The sequence below is a fragment of the Burkholderia sp. LA-2-3-30-S1-D2 genome, from assembly GCF_001523915.2.
Lineage (GTDB): Bacteria > Pseudomonadota > Gammaproteobacteria > Burkholderiales > Burkholderiaceae > Burkholderia > Burkholderia diffusa.
This window is the reverse complement of sequence record NZ_CP013383.1, coordinates 1,019,664-1,041,245: the sequence shown is the minus strand read 5'-3', so window position 1 is coordinate 1,041,245 and position 21,582 is coordinate 1,019,664. Positions and strand designations below refer to the sequence as shown.

At 67.3% G+C, this 21,582-nt stretch carries 20 protein-coding genes; 15 read left to right on the top strand and 5 right to left on the bottom strand.

Going from position 1 to position 21,582, the window contains the following annotated elements; genetic code table 11:
- The first annotated feature begins 49 nt into the window (after nt 1–49).
- From WS66_RS04900 to WS66_RS04850, 11 genes are all read left to right on the top strand, one after another.
- Nucleotides 50–1,639, top strand: coding sequence for an ABC transporter substrate-binding protein (locus tag WS66_RS04900; protein ID WP_059607186.1), 1,590 nt, complete (start codon nt 50–52; stop codon nt 1,637–1,639).
- 75 nt (nt 1,640–1,714) lie between these two features.
- Nucleotides 1,715–2,854: a hypothetical protein gene (locus WS66_RS04895; protein ID WP_236872923.1), complete on the top strand. Its 1,140-nt coding sequence runs from the start codon at nt 1,715–1,717 to the stop codon at nt 2,852–2,854.
- A gap of 287 nt (nt 2,855–3,141) precedes the next feature.
- Nucleotides 3,142–4,029 (top strand): sap1 transcriptional regulator SapR, encoded by an 888-nt coding sequence (gene sapR / locus WS66_RS04890; protein WP_059607184.1) that lies wholly within the window; start codon nt 3,142–3,144, stop codon nt 4,027–4,029.
- Nucleotides 4,030–4,045: 16 nt separating this feature from the next.
- On the top strand, nt 4,046–4,609 hold the full coding sequence (gene ddpX / locus WS66_RS04885; protein ID WP_059607182.1) for a D-alanyl-D-alanine dipeptidase: 564 nt from the start codon (nt 4,046–4,048) through the stop codon (nt 4,607–4,609).
- Between the two features lie 70 nt (nt 4,610–4,679).
- The gene (locus WS66_RS04880; RefSeq protein WP_059607180.1) at nt 4,680–6,281 is read left to right on the top strand and encodes an ABC transporter substrate-binding protein; all 1,602 of its coding nucleotides are present in this window, start codon (nt 4,680–4,682) and stop codon (nt 6,279–6,281) included.
- Between the two features lie 10 nt (nt 6,282–6,291).
- Nucleotides 6,292–7,362, top strand: coding sequence for an ABC transporter permease (locus tag WS66_RS04875; protein WP_059607178.1), 1,071 nt, complete (start codon nt 6,292–6,294; stop codon nt 7,360–7,362).
- 66 nt (nt 7,363–7,428) lie between these two features.
- Nucleotides 7,429–8,343, top strand: coding sequence for a nickel transporter permease (nikC, locus tag WS66_RS04870; protein WP_059607176.1), 915 nt, complete (start codon nt 7,429–7,431; stop codon nt 8,341–8,343).
- Between the two features lies 1 nt (nt 8,344).
- Nucleotides 8,345–9,259, top strand: a complete 915-nt coding sequence (locus WS66_RS04865) for an ABC transporter ATP-binding protein (protein ID WP_059607174.1) — start codon at nt 8,345–8,347, stop codon at nt 9,257–9,259.
- Nucleotides 9,256–10,017, top strand: coding sequence for an ABC transporter ATP-binding protein (locus WS66_RS04860; RefSeq protein WP_059607172.1), 762 nt, complete (start codon nt 9,256–9,258; stop codon nt 10,015–10,017). Before WS66_RS04865 ends, WS66_RS04860 begins: the two co-directional genes overlap by 4 nt.
- A gap of 138 nt (nt 10,018–10,155) precedes the next feature.
- Complete coding sequence (locus WS66_RS04855) at nt 10,156–10,410, top strand: GlsB/YeaQ/YmgE family stress response membrane protein (protein ID WP_059607170.1); 255 nt, start codon at nt 10,156–10,158, stop codon at nt 10,408–10,410.
- 365 nt (nt 10,411–10,775) lie between these two features.
- A complete protein-coding gene (locus tag WS66_RS04850) occupies nt 10,776–11,111 on the top strand; it encodes a hypothetical protein (protein WP_059607169.1) in 336 nt (111 codons plus the stop codon).
- A 25-nt stretch (nt 11,112–11,136) separates the two neighbouring features.
- Here WS66_RS04850 and WS66_RS04845 read toward each other — a convergent pair whose 3' ends face one another.
- The 3 genes from WS66_RS04845 to WS66_RS04835 all read right to left on the bottom strand — a co-directional run bounded on the left by WS66_RS04845 (nt 11,137) and on the right by WS66_RS04835 (nt 14,080).
- The gene (locus WS66_RS04845; RefSeq protein WP_059607168.1) at nt 11,137–12,009 is read right to left on the bottom strand and encodes a LysR substrate-binding domain-containing protein; all 873 of its coding nucleotides are present in this window, start codon (nt 12,007–12,009) and stop codon (nt 11,137–11,139) included.
- A gap of 123 nt (nt 12,010–12,132) precedes the next feature.
- Nucleotides 12,133–13,032, bottom strand: a complete 900-nt coding sequence (gene bla, locus WS66_RS04840) for a class A beta-lactamase (RefSeq protein WP_059607166.1) — start codon at nt 13,030–13,032, stop codon at nt 12,133–12,135.
- A gap of 208 nt (nt 13,033–13,240) precedes the next feature.
- Complete coding sequence (locus WS66_RS04835; RefSeq protein ID WP_059607164.1) at nt 13,241–14,080, bottom strand: peptidoglycan DD-metalloendopeptidase family protein; 840 nt, start codon at nt 14,078–14,080, stop codon at nt 13,241–13,243.
- A 535-nt stretch (nt 14,081–14,615) separates the two neighbouring features.
- Between WS66_RS04835 and WS66_RS04830 the strand changes: the two genes are divergently transcribed.
- The 3 genes from WS66_RS04830 (at nt 14,616) to WS66_RS04820 (ending at nt 18,525) form a co-directional block, all read left to right on the top strand.
- A complete protein-coding gene (locus WS66_RS04830; RefSeq protein ID WP_059607162.1) occupies nt 14,616–15,512 on the top strand; it encodes a LysR substrate-binding domain-containing protein in 897 nt (298 codons plus the stop codon).
- Nucleotides 15,513–15,563: 51 nt separating this feature from the next.
- On the top strand, nt 15,564–15,950 hold the full coding sequence (locus tag WS66_RS04825; protein WP_059607160.1) for an ester cyclase: 387 nt from the start codon (nt 15,564–15,566) through the stop codon (nt 15,948–15,950).
- A gap of 412 nt (nt 15,951–16,362) precedes the next feature.
- Nucleotides 16,363–18,525, top strand: a complete 2,163-nt coding sequence (locus tag WS66_RS04820; RefSeq protein WP_059607158.1) for a hypothetical protein — start codon at nt 16,363–16,365, stop codon at nt 18,523–18,525.
- A gap of 93 nt (nt 18,526–18,618) precedes the next feature.
- Here the strand turns inward: WS66_RS04820 and WS66_RS04815 are convergent, their stop codons facing one another.
- Nucleotides 18,619–19,359 (bottom strand): sulfite exporter TauE/SafE family protein, encoded by a 741-nt coding sequence (locus WS66_RS04815; RefSeq protein ID WP_059607157.1) that lies wholly within the window; start codon nt 19,357–19,359, stop codon nt 18,619–18,621.
- Between the two features lie 136 nt (nt 19,360–19,495).
- Nucleotides 19,496–20,512 (bottom strand): aldo/keto reductase, encoded by a 1,017-nt coding sequence (locus tag WS66_RS04810; RefSeq protein ID WP_059607155.1) that lies wholly within the window; start codon nt 20,510–20,512, stop codon nt 19,496–19,498.
- A 141-nt stretch (nt 20,513–20,653) separates the two neighbouring features.
- Between WS66_RS04810 and WS66_RS04805 the strand changes: the two genes are divergently transcribed.
- Nucleotides 20,654–21,565: a LysR family transcriptional regulator gene (locus tag WS66_RS04805; protein ID WP_059607152.1), complete on the top strand. Its 912-nt coding sequence runs from the start codon at nt 20,654–20,656 to the stop codon at nt 21,563–21,565.
- Nucleotides 21,566–21,582 lie beyond the last annotated feature (17 nt).

Sequence of the window (21,582 nt, the reverse complement as noted above, 5' to 3'; positions counted from 1 at the left end):
CGCCGTCGATGAGAGAATCGCACCACGATTCCCTTTCAACGGAGCCCGCATGAAGCACCTGCTGTCCCGGCTGTTCGTCAGCGCCGCGCTCGCCGCGCTTGTTCCGGCGCTGCCGGCGCAGGCCGCGACGCCGCCCGGCATCTTCGTCGTCGCCACCCAGCTCGGCGAATTCACGACCCTCGATCCGAGCGAAATCTACGAGCTCGTGCCGTCCGAGTACGTCGCGAACACCTACGAACGGCTCGTGCGGGTCGACCTGAAGGACCCGACGCACTTCGACGGGCAGATCGCGCAATCCTGGTCGGTCGGCGCCGACGGCGTCACTTACACGTTCAAGCTGCGCCCCGGTCTCACGTTCCACTCCGGCAACCCGGTCACCGCCGACGACGTCGCGTGGTCGCTGCAGCGCACCATCCTGCTCGACAAGGGCCCGGCCGGCGTGCTCGCCGATCTCGGCCTCACGAAGGCGAACGTGATGCAGAAGGTGCGCGCGGTCGACCCGCAGACCTTCGTGCTCGAAACCGACCACAAGTACGCGCCGAGCTTCGTGCTCAACGTGCTGAGCGCGTGTCCGGCGTCGGTGCTCGACAAGAAGCTGCTGATGTCGCACCAGCAGGGCAGCGATTTCGGCAGCGCCTGGCTGAAGACCAACGACGCTGGCTCGGGCCCGTACCAGCTCGTCAAGTGGACGCCGAACGAAAGCATCGTGCTGCAGCGTTTCGACAAATACCGCGCGCCGTACCCGATGAAACGCGTCGTGCTGCGTCACGTGCCCGAGGCATCCGCGCAGCGGTTGCTGCTGGAAAACGGCGACGTCGACGCCGCGCGCAACCTGAGCCCCGACAGCCTCGCCTCGCTGACCAAGGCCGGCAAGATCAAGGTCGCGTCGTGGCCGGTGTCGGCGCTGCTGTACCTGAGCCTGAATACGAAGAACGCGAATCTCGCGAAACCCGACGTGCAACAGGCGATGAAGTGGCTGGTCGACTACGACGGCATCCAGCGCAACATCGTCAGCACGACATACAAAGTGCACGAGACCTTCCTGCCCGAAGGCTTCCTCGGCACGCTGAATTCGAACCCGTACAAGCTCAACGTCGCGAAGGCGAAGGCGCTGCTCGCGAAGGCCGGCTTGCCGAACGGATTCGACGTGACCATGGACATGCCGAACGATTATCCGTACATCGAGATCGCACAGGCACTCCAGGCGAACTTCGCGCAGGGCGGCATCCGCGTGAAGCTGATCCCGGGCGACGCAAAGCAGGCGATCGGCAAGTATCGCGCGCGCCAGCACGACATCTTCATCGGCGAATGGTCGCCGGACTACATGGACCCGAACAGCAACGCGCGCGGCTTCGCCTGGAATCCTGACAATTCCGACCAGTCGAAGACGAAGATGCTCGCATGGCGCAACAGCTGGGACATCCCGCAACTGACGAAGGACACCGAGGCCGCGCTCGTCGAGCCGTCGCCCGCGAAGCGCGCGCAGCGTTACGAGGCGCTGCAGAAGGCCGTGCTCGCGAACTCGCCGTTCGTCATCATGTTCGAGAAGGTCGTGCAGGTTGCGACGCGCCCCGGCACGACCGGGCCGGAGATCGGGCCGATCAACGACCTCGTGTCGTACCGGACGCTGGCAAAATAGGGCCGGCTGCCCGCGCGGCCGGCGACGCCGGCGCGCGCAGGAACGGCACGAGCATCTCGTACCACGCGCGGTCAGGTGGCCGTCATCGGCTACGGGCTGTCCGAGCACAAGCGGCGCATCCTGGAAAGCCAGTCGGTCGACGTGATCGACGCGTCGAGCGCGCGTGCGCTCCCGGTCGGCCGCTTCATCGAGGCCGCCGGCTATTGCGCGCGCAATCCGCACATCACGAAACTCGCACTGTACGACGCGGACATCTGGTTCTGCGCGCCCTCCTTCGACCTGTTCTCGCGGATCGCCGACGATCGCCTGTATGCGTGCCCCGACCCGCTGTTCTGCACGTTCGTGGTCACGCCGCTGATCGGTGAGCGGCGCGACGAGCATTGGCGCCTCGTCGTCGACGAGGTGCAGACGCGTCACGGCGGTGCGCTGCAGGCCGGGCTCGTCGCCGGCACGGCCACCGCGTGGGCGCGCTTCGCGGCGCACCTGCGCGACTGCGTCGCCCGCATCGGCACCGACTTCCAGGAATGCTTCGGGATCGACACGACGTTCCTGCACCTGTGGGGCGCACGCGGCGAAACCGCGTTGCTCGACCCGGTCCAGAACTTCGTCAGCAAGAACGGCATTCACGAATCGTTCGACGCGAGCAACGGCACCACGACGCTGCGCTATCAGGGCGAACCGATCCGCGCGCTGCACATGACCGGCGACATCCGCTTCCTCGACCGCTGGCGCTACTACGCGAACCACGTCGACGCCGCATTGCGCGACGGCATGCCGTTCGCGCTGTCGGACGGCACGCCGTCGCCATCCGACACGGCCGCCGCCAGCATCGCCGCGACCGGGTTCGTGCGTTTGGCCGGGCTGACCGTCACTTCCGCCGCGGTCGAGCGCAGCGCGGGCGCGTACCTGCAGGCGATCGACGAACCGGGCGGCACGATGCTCGTCGGCAGCGCGAACCACGAGATCGTGTTGACCGCGACCCGCGACATCGCGCGACTGAACGTGTACGTCACGCATCCGTCCGGCACGCCGTCGCCGCTGCGATGCGAGGTGCTGATCGATGGACACGCGCAGCGCAAGGGCACCGAACTGATGACGCATTTCTGGTATCAGATCGCGGCCGGCACCGTCATCACGCTGCGCTCGACGAGCCTCGGCGGCCAGCAGTGCAATGCGATCTGGCGGCTGCGCGAGACGTCGGACATGCAGCAGTAGTCGATGGGCAACGTCGAACGCTCGCGTGCCCGGCTTCGAGCGCGCGGCATGTCGTCGAGGCGCCGCGCGGCGAAGCGCCCCGGCAAATTATCCCTGTCAGGCATGAACGCGAAATATGCGTGACAGGAACAATTTCTCCGTTGCCCATCGCGATCCTGTCGTTGGACGCGCACGTCCGCCCCTATCACCTCCTGTCAAACGATAGTTTTTATTCGCTGGCGCCAATGATTTTGGCTTTGTTAGATAGATGTCAAAGAATCATCCAATGACAACGATCTAACAGCCCGATGACCAGCGCATTCGCCCATACCGTCGAATCCCGCTTTGCCGAGCTGACGCCGACCGCGAAGCGTATCGCGAGCTACATGCTCGCGAACCTCGATCGGCTCGGCCTCGAAACCGCCGACCAGATCGCGCAGCAGACCGGCACCAGCGGCATTTCGGTCGGGCGATTCCTGCGCAGCGTCGGCTACCGGAATCTCGACGACCTGAAACGCGAACTGCGTGGCGGCAGCGATCGCCCATGGATGATCACCGACCGCCTCGACGAGTACCGCCGCGCCGCCGCCACGCAAACGACCGCCGGCGAAGGCGACAGCGATCGCAGCAGCGGCACGCTCGCGTCGTCGCTCGACCGCGAGCTCGACGCGATCCGCCACGTGTACCGGCTCGCCGAAGAACCGGTGTTCGCGCAGGTCGCGGACCGGATCGCGCATGCCGATGCCGTATTCATCCTCGGCATCCAGTCGACCCGCGGCATCAGCAATGCGTTCAGCAGCTATCTCGAATACCTGCGCCCACGCGTGTTCTATTCCGACGGCCAGTCGGGCTCGTACGTCGATTCGCTGAATTCCGAGTTCGAACGGCCGTACTGCATCGTCACCGACACGCGCGCGTATTCGCGCAGCGCGCGCCGCTATTGCCAGGCCGCCGCCGAACGCCGCCAGCCGTTCGCGCTCGTCACCGATCTGTATTGCCCGTGGGCGCGCGAATGGCCGGCCGACCTGCTGCAGGTGAAGACCGACGTCGGCCAGTTCTGGGATTCGCTCGCGCCGCTCACCTGCCTGTTCAACCTGCTGATCACCGCCGTGGTCGACCGCCTCGGTCCCGCGGTCGACCGGCGCGTCGCGCGCAATCGCGAACTGCAGCGCACGTTCGACCAATTCGAATCCTGAGTCAACCGGACCGCCGATGAACCATCACCGTCTCGTCGAAATCACGCCCGCCACGCATCGCATCGAGATCGATCTCGTCTACGCGACCGAGCACAACCTGACCGGCAAGCCGATCTACCGCAACGCGCACTGTCTGCTGCTCGAGCCGGCCGAAGCCGCGCTGCGCCGCGCGGTCGACGTCGCCGCGCAGGCCGGCTTCACGCTGCGCATCTACGACGCGTACCGGCCCCCGGAGGCGCAGCAGGTGCTGTGGGATTTCCTGCCGGATCCGAACTTCGTCGCCGATCTCGGCCGCGGGTCGAACCACAGCCGCGGCACCGCGCTGGACCTGACGCTCGTCGGCGCGAACGGCGAGCCGCTCGACATGGGCACCGGCTTCGACGAGATGGTGGCCGCGTCGGGTCACTTTCACGCGGGGTTGCCCGAGCACGTGCAACGCAACCGGCTGCTGCTGCTCGGCGTCATGCATGCGGCCGGCTTCGCGCATATCGACAGCGAGTGGTGGCACTACGAGCTGCCCGGTTCGCATGCGCTGCCGCAGATCGACAACGCGGCGAGCGGCCCGTGGCGCCTGATGTAACGATGCTGCACGCCCCCTTTTTCATGCAGGTTCACGTTCAACGACTCAAACGACAGATGGAGAAGCGCCCATGAAATTCCCGACCTCCCGGCTCGTCGCGGCGCTGGCCGCCGCGTCCCTGTTCGCCGCCGTTCCGCTTTCCACCGCCCATGCGGAAACGCCGAAGGACATGTTCGTGATGGCCACGCTGCTCGACGAATTCACGACGCTCGATCCGGGCGAAATCTACGAGCTGGTGCCTGAGGAGTACGTCGCGAACACGTACGACCGGCTCGTGCGCGTGGACCTGCGCGATCCGTCGAAATTCAACGGCGACGTCGCGCAGTCGTGGACGGTGAGCGCCGACGGGCTGACCTACACGTTCAAGCTGCGCTCGGGCCTCAAGTTCCACTCTGGCAACCCGCTGACGGCCGACGACGTCGCATGGTCGATCCAGCGCGCGGTGCTGCTCGACAAGGGACCGGCCGCGGTGCTGACCGGCATCGGGCTCACGAAGGCCAACGTCGTGGCGAACGTGAAGAAGCTGGACGACCAGACGGTGTCGATCACGACCGATCACAAATACGCGCCGACTTTCGTGCTCAACGTGCTCGGCTCGTGGCCCGCGTCGGTGCTCGACAAGAAATTGCTGCTGTCGCACCAGCAGGGCAACGACTTCGGCAACGCGTGGTTGAAGACCAACGAGGCCGGCTCCGGCGCGTACAAGCTCGTCAAGTGGTCGCCCAGCGACAGCATCGTGCTGCAACGCTTCGACGGCTACCGGCTGCCGCTCGCGATGAAGCGCATCGTGCTGCGCCACGTGCCCGAAGCGGCGAGCCAGCGACTGCTGCTGGAAAACGGCGACGTCGACGCGGCGCGCGACCTGAGCCCGGACGATCTCGCATCGGTCGTGAAGTCGGGCAAGGCGAAAGTCACGGCCTCGCCGCAGGCGACGCTGCTGTATCTCGGCCTGAACACGAAGAACCCGACGCTCGCGAAGCCCGACGTGCAGGAAGCGCTGAAGTGGCTGGTCGACTATGCGGGCCTCCAGGCCAACGTCGTGAAGACGACCTACAAGGTGCACCAGACCTTCCTGCCCGAAGGCTTCCTCGGCACGCTGAATGCGAACCCGTACAAGCTCGACGTCGCGAAGGCGAAGGCGCTGCTCGCGAAGGCCGGCGTGCCGAACGGCTTCTCGGTGACGATGGACGTGCGCAACGACTATCCGTACACGGAGATCGCGCAGGCCGTGCAGGCGAACTTCGCGCAGGCGGGCGTCAAGGTGCAGCTGATCCCCGGCGACAACAAGCAGACGCTCGCGAAATACCGCGCGCGCCAGCACGACATCTACATCGGCGAATGGTCGGCCGACTACATCGACCCGCACAGCAACGCGCAGGGTTTCGCATGGAACCCCGACAACTCCGACAAGTCGAGCTACAAGATGCTGGCCTGGCGCAACAGCTGGGACATTCCGCAACTGACGAAGGAAACCGACGCCGCGCTTGCCGAGCCGACCGCCGCGCAACGCGCGCAGCGGTACCAGGCGATGCAGAAGGAAATGCTCGCGCGCTCGCCGTTCGTGATCATGTTCGAGAAGGTCGCGCAGGTCGCGACGCGGCCCGGCGTGAGCGGGCTCGAAGTCGGGCCGATCAACGACCTCGTGTCGTACCGTAACCTGAAGAAGCAATAAGGTTCGCCGCATGTCGACTCCCGCCTCCTCCCTCGAAGCACTGCGCACGCTGCCCGCGCGGCGCCCGGCCGTGCGCTGGGTGCTACGCGTGCTGCGCTGGGCGCTCACGCTCGCCGTCACGTTCACAGGGCTGCTCGCGCTGACGTTCGTGATCGGCCGCAAGGTGCCGATCGATCCCGTGCTCGCGATCCTCGGCGATCGCGCGTCGGCCGAGGCCTACGCGGCCGAGCGCATCGCGCTCGGCCTCGACAAGCCGCTCGTCACGCAGTTCCTGATCTACGCGCGCGACGTGCTGCACGGCAATCTCGGCATGTCGCTGCTGACGTCGAACCCGGTGCTCGACGACATCAGGCGCGTGTTCCCCGCCACGCTCGAACTCGCGACGATCGCGACGGTGATCGGCATCGCGATCGGCGTGCCGCTCGGCGTCGCGGCCGCGGTGAAGCACAACCGGCCGACCGACCACATCGCACGCTTCGTCGGCCTGATCGGCAATTCGGTGCCGGTATTCTGGCTCGGCCTGATGGGGCTGCTGCTGTTCTATGCGCGGCTGCACTGGGTCGGCGGCCCCGGCCGGCTCGATCCGGTGTACGACGGGATGGTCGACCCGCGAACGGGCAGCCTGCTGATCGACTCGGCGCTCGCGGGCGAGTGGGACGTGTTCCGCAACGCGGTGTCGCACATCGCGCTGCCGGCCGCGATCCTCGGCTACTACTCGGTCGCGTACCTGAGCCGGATGACGCGCTCGTTCATGCTCGACCAGCTGAGCCAGGAATACATCGTCACCGCACGCGCGAAGGGCTTGTCCGAGCGGCGCGTCATCTGGCGGCATGCGTTCGGCAACATCGCGGTGCCGCTGCTCACCGTGATCGCGCTCACGTACAGCAACCTGCTCGAAGGCTCGGTGCTGACCGAGATCGTGTTCGCGTGGCCGGGGCTCGGCTCGTACCTGACCGGCGCGCTCCTGAACGCCGACATGAATGCCGTGCTCGGCGCGACGCTCGTGATCGGCGTGATGTTCATCACCGTCAACCTGCTGACCGACGCGCTGTACCGTGTGTTCGATCCGCGTGCGCGCTGAGGGCCGCTTCGACATGACCGTTTCCATCCCGCTTCCTTCACCGACCATGCCGAAGGCCACCCGTCCATGAATGCCGAACCTCTCACGCTGCGCGCGTGGCTGCTTTCCGATGCGCCCGCGTCGCGCTCGCAGGCCGCGTTCGGCCTCGCCTACCGCCGCTGGCGCCGTTTCGCGGGCAATCCGCTCAACCTGTTCGGGCTCGCGATCCTGGTGACGCTGATCGTGGTCGCGATCGTCGGCCCGCTGATCATGCCGCACGATCCGCTGCGCCAGGTGCTGTCGGACCGGCTGCTGCCGCCCGGCTCCGCATCGCACTGGCTCGGCACCGACCAGCTCGGCCGCGACATCCTTTCGCGGATGATCGCGGGCTCTCGCCTCACGCTCGGCATCGCGATGCTCGTCGTCGTGATCGTCGTGCCGATCGGCCTCGCGATCGGCACGACGGCCGGCTATTGCGGCGGCTTCGTCGACAGCGTGCTGATGCGCATCACCGACATCGCGCTCGCGTTCCCGAAGATCGTGCTTGCGCTCGCATTCGCGGCCGCGCTCGGGCCCGGCGTGATCAACGCGGTCGTTGCGATCTCGATCACCGCGTGGCCCGCGTATGCGCGGCTCGCGCGCGCGGAGACGATCCGCATCGCGCAGGCCGACTACATCCACGCCGCGCGGCTGCAAGGCGCGTCGGGCCCGCGGATCCTGCTGCGCTACATCATGCCGCTGTGCATGTCGTCGGTGATCGTGCGCGCGACGCTCGACATGGCCGGCATCATCCTGACCGTCGCGGGCCTCGGCTTTCTCGGCCTCGGCGCGCAGCCGCCGAGCCCCGAGTGGGGCTTCATGGTCGCGTCGGGCCGCAACGTGCTGCTCGACGCGTGGTGGGTCGCGACGCTGCCCGGTATCGCCATCCTGCTCGTGAGCCTCGCATTCAACCTGCTCGGCGACGGGCTGCGCGACGTCTTCGATCCCCGCCATGGAGCATGACATGCCGATGAATTCCACCACCGCGCCCGCGCCGCTCTGCGAGATCGACGGCCTGAAAATCGGCTTTCGCGGGCACGACGGCGTCGTCACCGACGCGGTGCGCGACCTGTCGCTGACGCTCGCGCCCGGCGAACGGCTCGGCATCGTCGGCGAATCGGGCTCCGGCAAGTCGCTGACGGGCCGCGCACTGCTCGGCCTGCTGCCCGAAGCCGCGCGCTGGTCGGCCCGCACGATGCGCTTCGCGGGCCAGGACCTGCTCGCGATGTCCGCGAGCGAACGCCGACGCCTGTGCGGCAGCCAGATGGGGATGATCCTGCAGGATCCGAAGTATTCGCTGAACCCGGTGATGACCGTCGCGAAGCAGATGGGCGAAGCGTTCCGGCGGCACGAGCCGCGCCTGCGCGGCCGCGCGCTGCGCGAGCGGATCGTCGACGCGCTCGCGGCCGTGCAGATCCGCGACCCGGCGCGCGTCGCCGATGCGTATCCGCACGAGCTGTCGGGCGGCATGGGCCAGCGCGTGATGATCGCGATGATGGTGTCGACGGGCCCGCGCCTGCTGATCGCCGACGAGCCGACCTCCGCGCTCGACGTCGCGGTGTCGATGCAGGTGCTCGCGGTGCTCGACGCGATGATCGCGCGGCACAACACGGGCCTGATGTTCGTCAGCCACGACCTGCCGCTCGTGATGTCGTTCTGCGATCGCGTCGCGGTGATGTATGCGGGGCGCGTGGTCGAAACCTGCGCCGCGCGCGACCTGCGCGATGCGACGCATCCCTACACGCGCGGGCTGCTCGCGGCGAACCCGCCGCTCGTGAACCCGCCCGACGAACTGCCGGTGCTGCGGCGCGATCCGGCGTGGCTCGACGCCGCTGCGCCCGCGCCGACCGCTCACATACCGCAGGAGGCCGCACGATGATCGACGTCGATCACGCATCGATCCGTTTCCCGACCCGCACGGGTCACGTCGACGCCGTGCGCGATGCCAGCTTCGCGGTACGCGACGGCGAGGTGTTCGGACTCGTCGGCGAATCGGGCTCCGGCAAGTCGACGCTGCTGCGCGCGCTGACCGGCCTCGTGCCGCTCGCGGGCGGCAGCCTGTCGATCGACGGGCGGCCCGTCGGCGGCACGCCCGATCGCGCATTTCGCCGCCACGTGCAGATGGTGTTCCAGGATCCGTACGCGTCGCTGCATCCGCGCTTCACGGTGGACCAGACGCTGCGCGAGCCGCTGTCGATCCACGCGATCGACGACGCCGACGCGCGCATCGCCCGTGCGCTGTCCGAAGTCGGGCTCGGCCCGTCGTTCCGCTTCCGCTATCCGCACCAGCTGTCGGGCGGCCAGCGCCAGCGTGTCGCGATCGCGCGCGCGCTGATTGTCGAGCCGCGCGTGTTGCTGCTCGACGAGCCGACGTCCGCGCTCGACGTGTCGGTGCAGGCCGAAATCCTGAACCTGCTGCGCCGCCTGCATCGCGAACGCAAACTGACGATGATCCTCGTGAGCCACAACCTCGCGGTGATCGGCTTCCTGTGCCAGCGCGTCGCGGTGATGCAGCATGGCGAGATCGTCGAACAGCTGCGGATCGAGGACGTGCGCGCCGGACAGGTCGCACGCGACTACACGCGCACGCTGCTGCGCGCGACCGAAGGCTACCGCCGCCTCGATCCGGTCGCCTGACATGAGTGCGACGCGCGGGCGTGCGATACTCGGCACCCCGTGCGTCGGTGCGCCAGTGCACCGGCGCGCCCGCCGAATGGAACCCTTGCGCGCCGCGCGGGTCCATTTCCTTTCGTCAACAGCTATAGGGAGGCGTTCATGCTGCAATTCATCGAAACCCTGGTGGTCGGGCTCATCGTCGGCCTCCTCGCCCGTGCGCTCAAGCCCGGCGACGACAAAATGGGCATCCTGATGACCGTCGTGCTCGGCGTCGTCGGCTCGCTCGTCGCGGGCTACGTCGGCCGCGCTGCCGGCTGGTATGCGCCGGGCCAGGGCGCCGGCTGGATCGCGTCGATCATCGGCGCGATCGTGCTGCTCGTGATCGTCGGCGCGATGCGCAAGCGCGCGGGCTGACCGCCGCATCGCCCGCGTCGATGCGGAAACGGCCGCTCGTCACACGAGCGGCCGTTTTTCTTTCTGCACCCCGCAATTCGCACCCTCGTCGAATCGTTGAGTTCTCAACGATTCACCTGCAAAACCCCTGTCCGTTGGCCGGATTGCCGCGAGCTTACGCCATCGGCAATACCCTGACTTGCGGCCGCACAAATTTGAGATAAATTGATTGGAGGAATACGGCGTCATTTGCTCGTTGCCGTCATTTCCCGTTCTTTCATTCAAGAGGTCCAATGGAATTGCCGTTTACGCATACAGCATCGCAGCGTTGACGGACTGCCATTCGAGCGGCCCCGCTGCGACGCGCTTCCTCTCTGGAGCCTGTCATGAAGCATCGCCTGTTTGCCGCCTCGTTTGCCCTGGCTGCCTCGCTTCTGGCGTCGTCCTCGTCTTTTGCCGCCGGCGCGTCCGGCGTCGTCCACTTCACCGGCATGATCGTCGAGCCGCCGTGCTCGTTCGCACTCGACACGGCCGACGCCGCACACGCGCACGTGCGCCCCGACTGCCCGCGCCCGGCGAGCGGGCAAGTCGCGTTCGTCGACGCGGCCAGCCTGCGCACGATCAAGACCACGACCTTTACGCAGGCCTCGCGCGCAATCGTTTTACCTGACCGTGCGGGCAACGCGCATGCGCCGATGATCGCCGTCGTGACGTACCAGTAGCGCCTGCTGCAGGAGACGTCGCGCGTCAGTCGCGATGGCAGGCGATCCAGTCGCTGAACGCGCGGATCTTCTGCTGGCTGCCGATGCTCTCCGGATAGACGAAGAAATAGCGGGCGCCGGTCTCGAGCACGATGTCGAACGGCCGTTCGAGCCGGCGCGCGGCGACGTCGTCGTCGACGAGCGTCACGTCGCCGATCGCGACGCCGAAGCCCTGCATCGCCGCATTCGTCGCGAGATCGAGCGTGTCGAAGGTCGGCCCGCGCTCCGCGTCGACGGCGCGTTCGCCCGCGTGATCGAGCCACGCGCGCCAGTCGCGGTGGTCGCGCGTCGGATGCAGCAGCGTATGGTGCGCGAGATCGCCGACCGCATCGAGCGGCACCGCCTGCCGCAGCTCGGGCGCGCACACCGGCGTCAAGCGCTCGTCGAACAGCGGCAGCGCGAACACGCCGGCGCCCGGCGACGTACCGTAGACGACCGCCGCATCGAACGGCTCGGTCGAGAAATCGACGATGTGCTGCCACGCGGTCGTGATCTGCACGTGGAGCTCGGGATGCTCGCCCTGGAAGCGCATGATGCGCGGCAGCATCCAGCGCATCACGCAAGTCGGCACCTTCAGCGCGAGATCGGTGCGCTGCCGCGTGAGCTTCATCGAGATGTCCTCGATCCGCGCGAAGCTCTCGTTGACCACCGGCAGCAATTGCTCGCCCTCCGCCGTCAGCGTGAGGCCCTTCGCGTGCCGCTTGAACAGCGGAAAGCCGTAATGCGCCTCGAGTGTCTGGATCTGCCGGCTTACGGCGCCCTGCGTAAGGCACAGCTGCTCGGCCGCGCGCGTGAAGCTGCGGTGGCGTGCCACCGTCGAGAAGATCTGCAGCGCGTGCAGGGGTGGAAGTCGGCGCATGACGAAGGGGTAGACGGATCGATCGCACCCAACGAAGGCGCGGCAAGACCGCGCGCCGACACCGGCGCGCGCTGATCGACACGATAAGCCAAACGCCGGCTTTACGCGAGGTGCACCGGACGCTCAGGCCGTGGCGGCGAGCGCACCCGTCGCGATGCGCGCCGCCGACGCAACGACGTCCGCACGTGCCGCCGCATCTGCACGCGGCTGCGTGAACGACACGGCCAGCACGATCGGCGCGCGCGACGGCGGCCACAGCACGGCGACGTCGGTCGTCGTGCCGTAGCCGCCGGTGCCGGTCTTGTCCGCGATGCGCCAGCCCGGCGGCACGCCGGCCGCGATTCCGGTCGCGCCGCGCGCGCCGCCGGCCATCCATTCCGTGAGCTGCGCACGCTGCGGCTCGCGCAGCGTATCGCCGAGCAGCAACCGCTGCAGCGTGTCGACCATCGCGACCGGTGTCGACGTATCGCGCTCGTCGCGCGGCGCCGCCTGGTTCAGTTCGGGTTCCCAGCGGTCCAGCCGGAATGCGGTGTCGCCGCTTTCGTGCGCGAACGATGTGACGGCCTGCGGACCGCCGAGCACGCCCATCAGCAGGTTCCCCGCGCCCTTGTCGCCCGACTGCAGCATCGCCGTGCAGAGCTGCGCGATCGTCATCCCCGTGTCGACGTGGCTTTCCGTCACCGGCGAGCCGGCCACGACTTCATAGCGCCGATACAGGATGCGGCGCGGCAGCAGCGACGCGTCGAGCGAGCCGCGCGCGAGTATCGCGGCGGCGGCGACGACCGCGTAGGTGCCGCACAGCGGGAAGCGCTCGCGCGCGTGATGCGCGATGCGCGTGCCGCTCGACGTATCGAGTGCGGCGACGCCGAGCCGGCCGTTCGACGCTTTTTCGAGCGCGGCGAGTTCGGCCTGGGCGGCATGTGCGCGGCCCTGCTCGGCGACGGGTGCCGACGAGCACGCGGCGACGAACGGCGCGGCGACGGCGGCGAGCAACAGCGAGCGGCGTGTCGGAGAGTGTTCCATGGATGAAGGGTGTTCTGTCGGAAACGGTGGCACGAAGCAACATACGTGCGCATCGACGATGCACACGCATTCACGCCGACGGCCGGCTCGCGACGGCATACGCCGCGCATCCCCGAAGACGTCCGTCGGCCCCGCATGCGGCGGGACGCACATGAACAGGCCCTAGCGTAGCAGCGAGCGCCGCCGCGTACCAGCGGCGCGGCCTGCATCACCCTTGCGACGAAGGCAGGTACGGCATCGGATTGACGGGCTTGCCGTCGCGCCGCACTTCGAACAGCAGCGCGACACGCGAGTTGTCGAGGTCGCCCATCTCGGCGATCTCGTCGCCCCGGCGCACGATGTCGCCGGTCTTCACGAGCAGCTTGCGATTGTGCGCATAGGCCGTGAGGAAATCCGCGTTGTGCTGGACGATGATCAGGGTGCCGTAATCGTTCAGGCCGCTACCCGCGTACATTACGCGGCCGTCGGCCGCCGCGCGAACCGGGTCGCCCGGCCGACCGGCGATCTGGATGCCGCGGTTCTGCCCCGGCCGGAACGCGTCGACGATCTTGCCGCGCGCGGGCCACGTGAGCGCCACCGCACCCGTGTGCCGCCTGGTTTCCTTCACGACCTGCCGGTCGCTCGCCGTCGACGCGCTCGCCTGCGCGGCGCCCGCCGCATTGCTCGCGGCGGCCGGCGCGCTGCCATTCGCGCCCGATGCCTGCAACGGCTGCTGGCGAACGATGCGGAGCACCTGCCCCATGCGCAGCCTGCCGCGCCCATCGAGCTTGTTCCAGGTGCGCAGGTCGGCGACGCTGCAGTCGTTCGCGGACGCGATGCCCGACAGCGTGTCGCCGCGTTTCACCACGTACTTCTGCGCGACGAGAATGGGTGCGGGCGGCGGCGTCGCGGGCGTGGCCGCCGGTGCGGCGGCGGGCTGCCCCGACGGCGATCCCGCCAGCGTGTCGCTCGGCGGGACGGACTGCGTGCTGGCACAACCGGCCATGACGAGCACCGCGGCGAGGCCGGACAGCCACGCCGACTTGCGGCAAATCTCGCGCTGTTTCATGGACGATCGACTCCGGTTTGACAATCTTTCAAGCATCTCAAAAACGGAACGGCCGACGTGTAACCGGATGCAAACAATCATGACAAACGATCACGAACCAGGCGCCGGCGGACACTCGTTGCCGGTAATACGGTCAATTTCGGGAAAACTTGACGGTTTCTGGCGCGCGATGCGGAAGAAATTTCGCGATGGGCCGAAATTTCGAATGGGTTTCAATATCGATATAGCCGCATCGGACAGCCGATGCGGCTGCGATGGGCACCTGCTCAACGCAGCCAGTCGACCAGCTCCGCGCAGGCCCACCCGAGCCCGATGCACAGGAACAGCAGGTGCAACGCGATCTTGAACGACACACCCCACGACGAATCGACCCGCATGACAGTCTCCCCCGGTTGATATGCGGCCATGATCCGGCATCGATCCCGCCCCGAAAATGCGGAACCGGCGAACGGGGTCTCAGGCCCAGCCTGAGACCGGTGCGGCGGTTCCTGCTAAGTTATCGGCCATACCAATCCTTACGCGCCCCCACCCCGCCATGCGATTCGACCTGACCGACCTGCGGCTCTTCCTGAACATCTGCGAGGCCGGCACGATCACGGGCGGCGCCGAGCGCACGCACATCACGCTGCAGGCAGCAAGCGAGCGCATTCGCGGGATGGAGGACGAACTCGGCGTGCCGCTGCTGCACCGAAGCAAGTCCGGCGCGCAGGTGACCGACGCCGGCCGCGCGCTCGAGCATCACGCGCGCACGGTGCTGCAGCAGATCGACCACATGCGCGGCGAACTGCAGCAATACGGCCAGGGGCTGCGCGGGCATATCCGCCTGCTCTGCAACACGGCGTCGCTGAGCGAATACCTGCCCGACGCGCTCGCCGCGTACCTGCCGCATCATCCGAAACTGTCGATCAGCGTCGAGGAGCGCTCGAGCCAGGAAATCGTGCACGCGATCCGCAACAAGACGGCCGAGGTCGGCATCGTCGCCGATTCGGTCGGACTCGGCGGGCTCGCGCAGAAGCCATTCCGCGAGGATTGGCTGATCGCGGTCGTGCCGGCCGGGCATCCGCTCGCCGCGCGCGACAAGGTTGCGTTCGACGAGATCGCCGACGCGGATTTCATCGGGCTGACCGACGGCAGCGCGCTGCAGGTCCATCTCGGGGACCAGGCGCGTGCGCTCGGCAAGCGGATCCGCTACCGTGTGCAGCTGAAGAGTTTCGATGCGATCTGCCGCGTGATCGAAAGCGGCGTGGGGATCGGCATCGTGTCGCGCCACGCGGCCGAGCGCGCGATGCAGACGATGGACGTGCGGCTCGTCGAGCTGTCCGACGCGTGGAGCCACCGCAAGCTGACGCTCTGCGCACGATCGTTCGATGCGCTGCCCAAATATACGCAGGCGTTCGTGTCGTATCTGTCGGGCGAAACGGCATCGCGCTGAACACCCGCGCCATCCGCAACCGCCGGGCGATACACGAGGAGGTACCCCGTCATGACGAAACCCGATCTCGCCACGCACTACCGCGCCTACATCGACTGCCTGAACCGCCAGGACTGGCCGGCGCTCGGCCAGTACGTCGCCGACAACGTGATCCACAACGACCGGCCGCTCGGCCTGGCCGGCTACCGCGTGATGCTCGAGCAGGATTTCCGCGACATTCCGGATCTCCATTTCGCGATCCGGCTGCTGGTGTGCGAACCGCCGCGCATCGCGTGCCGGCTTCGCTTCGCGTGTGCGCCGAAAGGGACGTTCATGGGGCTCGCCGTCGACGGCACGCGCATCACGTTCGCCGAGAACGTCATCTACGAATTTCACGACGGCAAGATCCGGCAGGTCTGGTCGGTGATCGACAAGGCGGCGATCGAAGCGCAGCTCTAGCATCGCCGCGGGGCCGCCGCCGGACAGAATCGACAGTCGAGATCCGGCTTGATTCGATTTTAAGGGGTAACGTTTTCTCTTGCATCTCGTCGGAACCGCGCCGTCCGAGCACCTTTCCAACGCTTCCGTCGCTGCCGATATGTCACGCTGCATCGCAGCGAAAATAATAATAAATCGCGGTAATTCCGGCATCAACACCCCATCTTCACGACAGCTGCCGTTTCGGCCATCCGGGTTTTCACCGGCGTCTCCGGCGTGAAAGCGCATTGACATCGAAGCAATCGATGCCTAAATTTGGAAAACGTTTTCCTGCGCCTTCAGCGCGACGCCTTCGTGGCCCGCGCAGGGAGAACGCTTGCCTGCCCGAGTTGCGATTCAAGCCTTCATCACTATTCGAAAACCCGGAGACACAATGCATATGCGCAGCAGATTCGCGCTCGGCGCCGCGCTCAGCGCCCTTTCCGTCCTGTTCGTCAGCGCATGCGGCGGCAACGACGTGACCGCCCCGCCACCCTCGTCGCCCCCGCCGTCGACACCGGCGCTCGCGCCGAACTCGTTGCAGGCGCTCGTCTACGGCGCACCCGACACCAGCGTGCCGGCGGGCACGAGCATTCCGGTCACGATGATGGGCCAGATGCGCGCGCTGTTCGACCTGATCCGGAAGTCGCCCGACTTCACGCAGGTCGTGATGGATCTCGGCGACGGTTCGCCGGTTCACGTGCTCGACACGAACACCGGCGACAAATTCCTTCCCGGCAAGCTCGCGCTCGGCCTGTCGTACATCCTGATCGACATGAAGTCGAAGGGCGACCCGCAATACGCGAGCTATCTGGCGACGTACCAGACGATCACGACCGCGATGATGGCGCAGTCGGGCAGCGACTATGCGTATGCAAATACGTCATGGGGCGAGTACTACTACCTCGTCGCGCTGAACAACCTGAAGGCGCACGGCATGCTCAACGAGGTCTTCAGCGACGCGATGCTCGCGACGCTGCAGCAACGGCTCACCTTCTGCGACATGTTCGGCCCCGATGCAAGCGGCAAGACCAGCACCTGCCCGGCCGCCGGCACGCCGATCGACATTGCGTCGCTCAACACCGCGCAGAATTACTATGCGGTGTCCTACGGAATTGCCGGCCTGCGGCAAAAACTCGGCTGGAGCAATCCGTCGTTCTCGTCGGCGACCGATCCGGCCGTCGCGACGATGGGCGCGCGCGATGCGCTGCTCTACACGTTGACGAACCACATCCGCAAGGATTCGTCGGGCGGGTTCTCCGACGAAGCGTCGAACACGCACACGACCTATTACGACCAGGCGCGCTACGATCGCTACAGCACGCTGCTGATCGGCGAAGTGACCGAGCGCACGTTCGAGATGGGCAACGAGGCGAACCTCACGCCGGAACTGAAGGGCTATCTGCGCAAGTCGGTCGACCTGATCCTGCCGCAGCTGAACGCCGACGGCCAGGGCTTCGACTACGGCCGTTCGATCGGCCCGTACGGCGATTCCGCGTTCATGGAGATCCTGACGGCAGCGGCCAATGCGGGCGTGCTGACCGATCAGGAAAAGCAGATTGCGTACGCGTTCATCTACCGGGCCGCGCGTCGCTTCGACACGTACTGGTACGACCCGTCGCTGCCGACGCCGTCGGTGAACATGTGGGTCAAGGGTCGCGGCACGGACGCCTATCGCGGCAAGCCGCGCGTGATGGGCGAGAATTTCAGCCTGCTGCACCAGTACCTTTACGTGAACGCGTGGTGGAACAAGCTCGGCTTCGGCGGCAAGGCGCCGATGGACGATGCGGCCTACGATACGTGGCTCGACGCGCTGCCGCGCTACACGCTCACCTGGTACAACCAGCCCGGCGATACCGCGCATCCGTACGACGCGGCGCTGCTCACCGTGCGCGACGGCCGCCGCGTCATCAACCTGAATCTCAGCCAGGCGCCCGACTACAACTCGTTCACGCCGTACTACCCGGTGCCGTTCTCCGACAAGCTGATCTACGGGACGACCGATCTGGGCTATGCACTGCTGGTGCCGCAGGTGTCGTACAACGGGAAGACCTACGTTCCCGTCACGTACTACAAGAACCTCAACGTGCAGCAGGCCAACGGCCAGGTGGTCGTGTCGTTCGACACGGCGAAGTTTCGTCTCGCGTCGAAGAACGCGGCGTACACGACCGATCTCGACCTCCAGGTGCATACCGTGCTGACGTTCGCGCACGGCACGATCTCGCGCAGCGACACGCTTGCTTCGGGCACGCTCGCCGGTAACCTGTCGGTCGAGACGGACTTCGCGTCGTTCGCGGACTTCGCGTCGACGCAGGCAAACGGCGACGGCACATCGGTGACGTACGCGAACAGCGCGGCGACCGGCTATGCGGCGTCCGGGTTCGACACCTGCACGCTGTCCGCCTTCGACACGGTCAACGGCGCGACGAACCCGCTGTCGACGACGCCGATCGGCCAGCTGCATTCGAACTTCGCGTGCAAGACCGCGCCGTTCGCGCTCGGTGCGGGCGTCACCCGCACGTTCGGGTGGACGCTGAAGTACGCCGACCCGGCCTGAGCGGCCTGGCCGCCGCTCCGTGAGCGTCCTCGAAGCCGGCGCTCGAAACCGGCTTCGGGGCATTCATGCGCGGCGCGTGTCGGCGATGCCCGCTCACTGCCACGCCGAAGCGGCCATGCAGGCGCCGAGCGCGGTCATCCCGACGAAGAAGCAGCGCTTGAAAGTCTTCTCGCTCATCACGCGCCGCGCATATTGCCCGCCGATCATCCCCGCGAGTGCCGGCACGAGCGCCAGCGCCGATACGCCGAGATCGACCGTCTGCAGCGCGCCCGTCACGCGCAACTGCAGCCCGAGCGCGATCGTCGACGCGGTAAACGAGAGCCCGAGCGCCTGGATCAGGTCATCCTTCGACAGCCGCAGCGCCTGCAGGTACGGCACGGCCGGCACGACGAACACGCCGGTGGCGGCCGTCACGACGCCCGTCAGATAGCCGATCGCCGCCGACAGCCACTTTTCGTGTCGGCCCGGCGCGGGCAATCGCGCGGCGGCGAGCCCCCAGCCGCCGTACGCGACCAGCACGACGCCGAGCGCCGCGTGGGTCCACGCACTGCCGCCCGCGAGCGCGGGCAGCCCGCCCGTCAGCGTGCCGATCGTCAGCCCGGCGAGCAGCGGCCACAGACGCCGCAGCAACGGCCCGAACGACGGGCCGAGCCACAGCTGCCACACATTGGTGATGAACGACGGCACGAGCAGCAGGCTCGCGGCGGCCGACGGCGGCATCGCGAGCGTCAGCAGGCCCATCGCGATCGTCGGCAGCCCGACGCCGATCATGCCCTTGACCGCGCCGGCCAGCAGAAAGACCAGCACGATGATCGTCAGCGTATGGGTTTGCATGGAGGGCGTTCCGTCCGGTTGAAGACGGCGCCGATGATGAACCACCGTCACGCCGCCGGCCATCTGGCTTTGCCTGAGGCTGGCTCGGGCCCACCCGGCGGGCCGCGTCGCCTCATCATCCCGCCATGCCCGCCGTTCAGGCCGCGTGCGTCGGCCCCCGGCCATGCTCGCTGTCGAGGTGCGCCATCTGGGGTGCCGGATAACGCTCGCCGGCAGCCGCCCCGGCGGGAACCGCCGTTTCGATGCGAGTCAGATCATCGACCGTTAGTTGCAACCTAGACGCCTGCAACGCGTCCTGGAGTTGCGTGCGCTTGCGCGCGCCGACCAGCGGCACGATGTCGTCGCCGCGCGACAGCGCCCACGCGATCGCGATCTGCGCCGGGTTGCTGCCCTTTTCGTCGGCAATCGCGCGCAGTGCGTCGACCAGCGCGAGATTGTGCGCGAGGTTCTCGCCCTGAAAGCGCGGGCTGGCCGCGCGGAAGTCGCGCTCACCCTGCCGCGCCGCGCTCCAGCCGCCGCCGAGCAGCCCGCGCGACAGCACACCGTAGGCCGTCACGCCGATCCCGAGTTCGCGACACACGGGCAGGATGTCCGCCTCGATCCCGCGCGACAGCAGCGAGTACTCGATCTGCAGGTCGGCGATCGGCGCGACGGCCGCCGCGCGGCGGATCGTGTCGGCACCCACCTCCGAGAGGCCGATATGGCGCACATGACCGGCCTTCACGAGATCGGCGATCGCGCCGACCGTCTCCTCGATCGGCACCGCCGGATCGACGCGCGCCGGCCGGTAGATGTCGATGTGGTCGGTGCCGAGCCGCTTCAGCGAATACGCGACGAAATTGCGGATCGCCTGCGGCCGCGCGTCGTAGCCGACGAACGCGCCGGCCGGGTCGCGCAGCGCGCCGAATTTCACGCTGATCAGCACCTGGTCGCGCGTGCGGCCGCGCAGCGCGTCGCGGATCAGCATCTCGTTGTCGCCCATCCCGTAGAAGTCGCCCGTATCGAGCAGCGTGATCCCGCTGTCGAGCGCCGCGTGCAGCGTCGCGATGCTTTCGTCGCGATCCGCCGGCCCGTAGAGATCCGACATCCCCATGCAGCCGAGCCCGATCGCCGACACCTGCGGGCCCGTGCGGCCCAGTTGACGCTTGTCCATGTCCGTTTCCTTGCGGTGGTGAGTGAATGAACCGGATTCTGGACGCATCGCGGCGCGCGATAAACGCGAAACGCCCAACCAAATCATTCGACGCTGATTAACAATGGAGCCTGTCCCAATTCGCCCAGGCTTTCGCTCCGCATGGACCATCTGCATGCAATGCGCATCTTTGCGCGCGTCGCCCACCTCGGCAGCTTCACGAAAGCGGCCGAGCAGTTGCAATTGCCGCGCCCGACGGTCAGCAATGCCGTCCAGTATCTGGAAAAACACCTGCGGGTGCGCCTGCTGCAGCGAACCACCCGGCGCGTCGCGCTGACCGCCGAGGGCGCCACCTATTACGAGCGCTGCACGCGGCTGCTGGCCGATCTGGACGATGCCGAGACGCTGTTCGACGACGCCGGCGCCGCGCCGCGCGGCGTGATCCGCGTCGACCTGCCCGAACGCTTCGCCCTGAACAAGGTGATTCCGGCGCTGCCGGATTTCCACGCGCGCTATCCCGACCTGCGCGTCGTGCTGAGCACGACCGACCGCTTCGTCGATCTCATCTCCGACGGCATCGACTGCGCGGTGCGGGTCGGCGTGCTGTCCGACACGTCGCTGGTGGCGCGCCGCGTCGGCGAGATGGCGCAGATCAACTGCGCGTCGCCCGCGTATCTCGCGCGATACGGCACGCCGCGCTCGCCGGACGATTTGCCCGACCATGTCGCGGTCGGCTATTTCTCGAGCCGCACGGGCCGTGAGCTGGACTGGGAATATGCGGACATGGATTCGGGCGCGCTGCAGACGGTGAAGATGCGCAGCGTGGTCGCGGTAAACAGCTCGCAGGCGTATCTCGCGTGCTGCATCGCAGGCCTGGGTCTGATCCAGGTGCCGCGCGACGGGCTCGCGCCGCTGCTCGAGGACGGCTCGCTGGTCGAGGTGCTGCCGGAATGGCATGCCGCGCCGCTGCCGGTGTCGGTCATGTTTCCGAACGGCCGGCATCTGGCGCCGCGCGTGCGGATCTTCGTCGACTGGCTCGCGCAAACGCTCGACGACGCCCACCGGCCAGCATGACGAAAGCCGGCACCGGG

Excerpts from the sequence above, each read along its gene's own strand:
- bla (WP_059607166.1), bottom strand. The coding sequence starts at position 13,032 with ATGGAACACTCTCCGACACGCCGCTCGCTGTTGCTCGCCGCCGTCGCC.
- WS66_RS04825 (WP_059607160.1), top strand. The coding sequence starts at position 15,564 with ATGACGAAACCCGATCTCGCCACGCACTACCGCGCCTACATCGACTGC.
- WS66_RS04865 (WP_059607174.1), top strand. The coding sequence starts at position 8,345 with ATGCCGATGAATTCCACCACCGCGCCCGCGCCGCTCTGCGAGATCGAC.
- WS66_RS04830 (WP_059607162.1), top strand. The coding sequence starts at position 14,616 with ATGCGATTCGACCTGACCGACCTGCGGCTCTTCCTGAACATCTGCGAG.
- WS66_RS04880 (WP_059607180.1), top strand. The coding sequence starts at position 4,680 with ATGAAATTCCCGACCTCCCGGCTCGTCGCGGCGCTGGCCGCCGCGTCC.
- WS66_RS04810 (WP_059607155.1), bottom strand. The coding sequence starts at position 20,512 with ATGGACAAGCGTCAACTGGGCCGCACGGGCCCGCAGGTGTCGGCGATC.
- WS66_RS04875 (WP_059607178.1), top strand. The coding sequence starts at position 6,292 with ATGTCGACTCCCGCCTCCTCCCTCGAAGCACTGCGCACGCTGCCCGCG.
- nikC (WP_059607176.1), top strand. The coding sequence starts at position 7,429 with ATGAATGCCGAACCTCTCACGCTGCGCGCGTGGCTGCTTTCCGATGCG.
- WS66_RS04820 (WP_059607158.1), top strand. The coding sequence starts at position 16,363 with ATGCATATGCGCAGCAGATTCGCGCTCGGCGCCGCGCTCAGCGCCCTT.
- ddpX (WP_059607182.1), top strand. The coding sequence starts at position 4,046 with ATGAACCATCACCGTCTCGTCGAAATCACGCCCGCCACGCATCGCATC.
- WS66_RS04845 (WP_059607168.1), bottom strand. The coding sequence starts at position 12,009 with ATGCGCCGACTTCCACCCCTGCACGCGCTGCAGATCTTCTCGACGGTG.
- WS66_RS04805 (WP_059607152.1), top strand. The coding sequence starts at position 20,654 with ATGGACCATCTGCATGCAATGCGCATCTTTGCGCGCGTCGCCCACCTC.
- WS66_RS04835 (WP_059607164.1), bottom strand. The coding sequence starts at position 14,080 with ATGAAACAGCGCGAGATTTGCCGCAAGTCGGCGTGGCTGTCCGGCCTC.
- WS66_RS04860 (WP_059607172.1), top strand. The coding sequence starts at position 9,256 with ATGATCGACGTCGATCACGCATCGATCCGTTTCCCGACCCGCACGGGT.
- WS66_RS04855 (WP_059607170.1), top strand. The coding sequence starts at position 10,156 with ATGCTGCAATTCATCGAAACCCTGGTGGTCGGGCTCATCGTCGGCCTC.
- WS66_RS04900 (WP_059607186.1), top strand. The coding sequence starts at position 50 with ATGAAGCACCTGCTGTCCCGGCTGTTCGTCAGCGCCGCGCTCGCCGCG.
- WS66_RS04815 (WP_059607157.1), bottom strand. The coding sequence starts at position 19,359 with ATGCAAACCCATACGCTGACGATCATCGTGCTGGTCTTTCTGCTGGCC.
- WS66_RS04850 (WP_059607169.1), top strand. The coding sequence starts at position 10,776 with ATGAAGCATCGCCTGTTTGCCGCCTCGTTTGCCCTGGCTGCCTCGCTT.
- sapR (WP_059607184.1), top strand. The coding sequence starts at position 3,142 with ATGACCAGCGCATTCGCCCATACCGTCGAATCCCGCTTTGCCGAGCTG.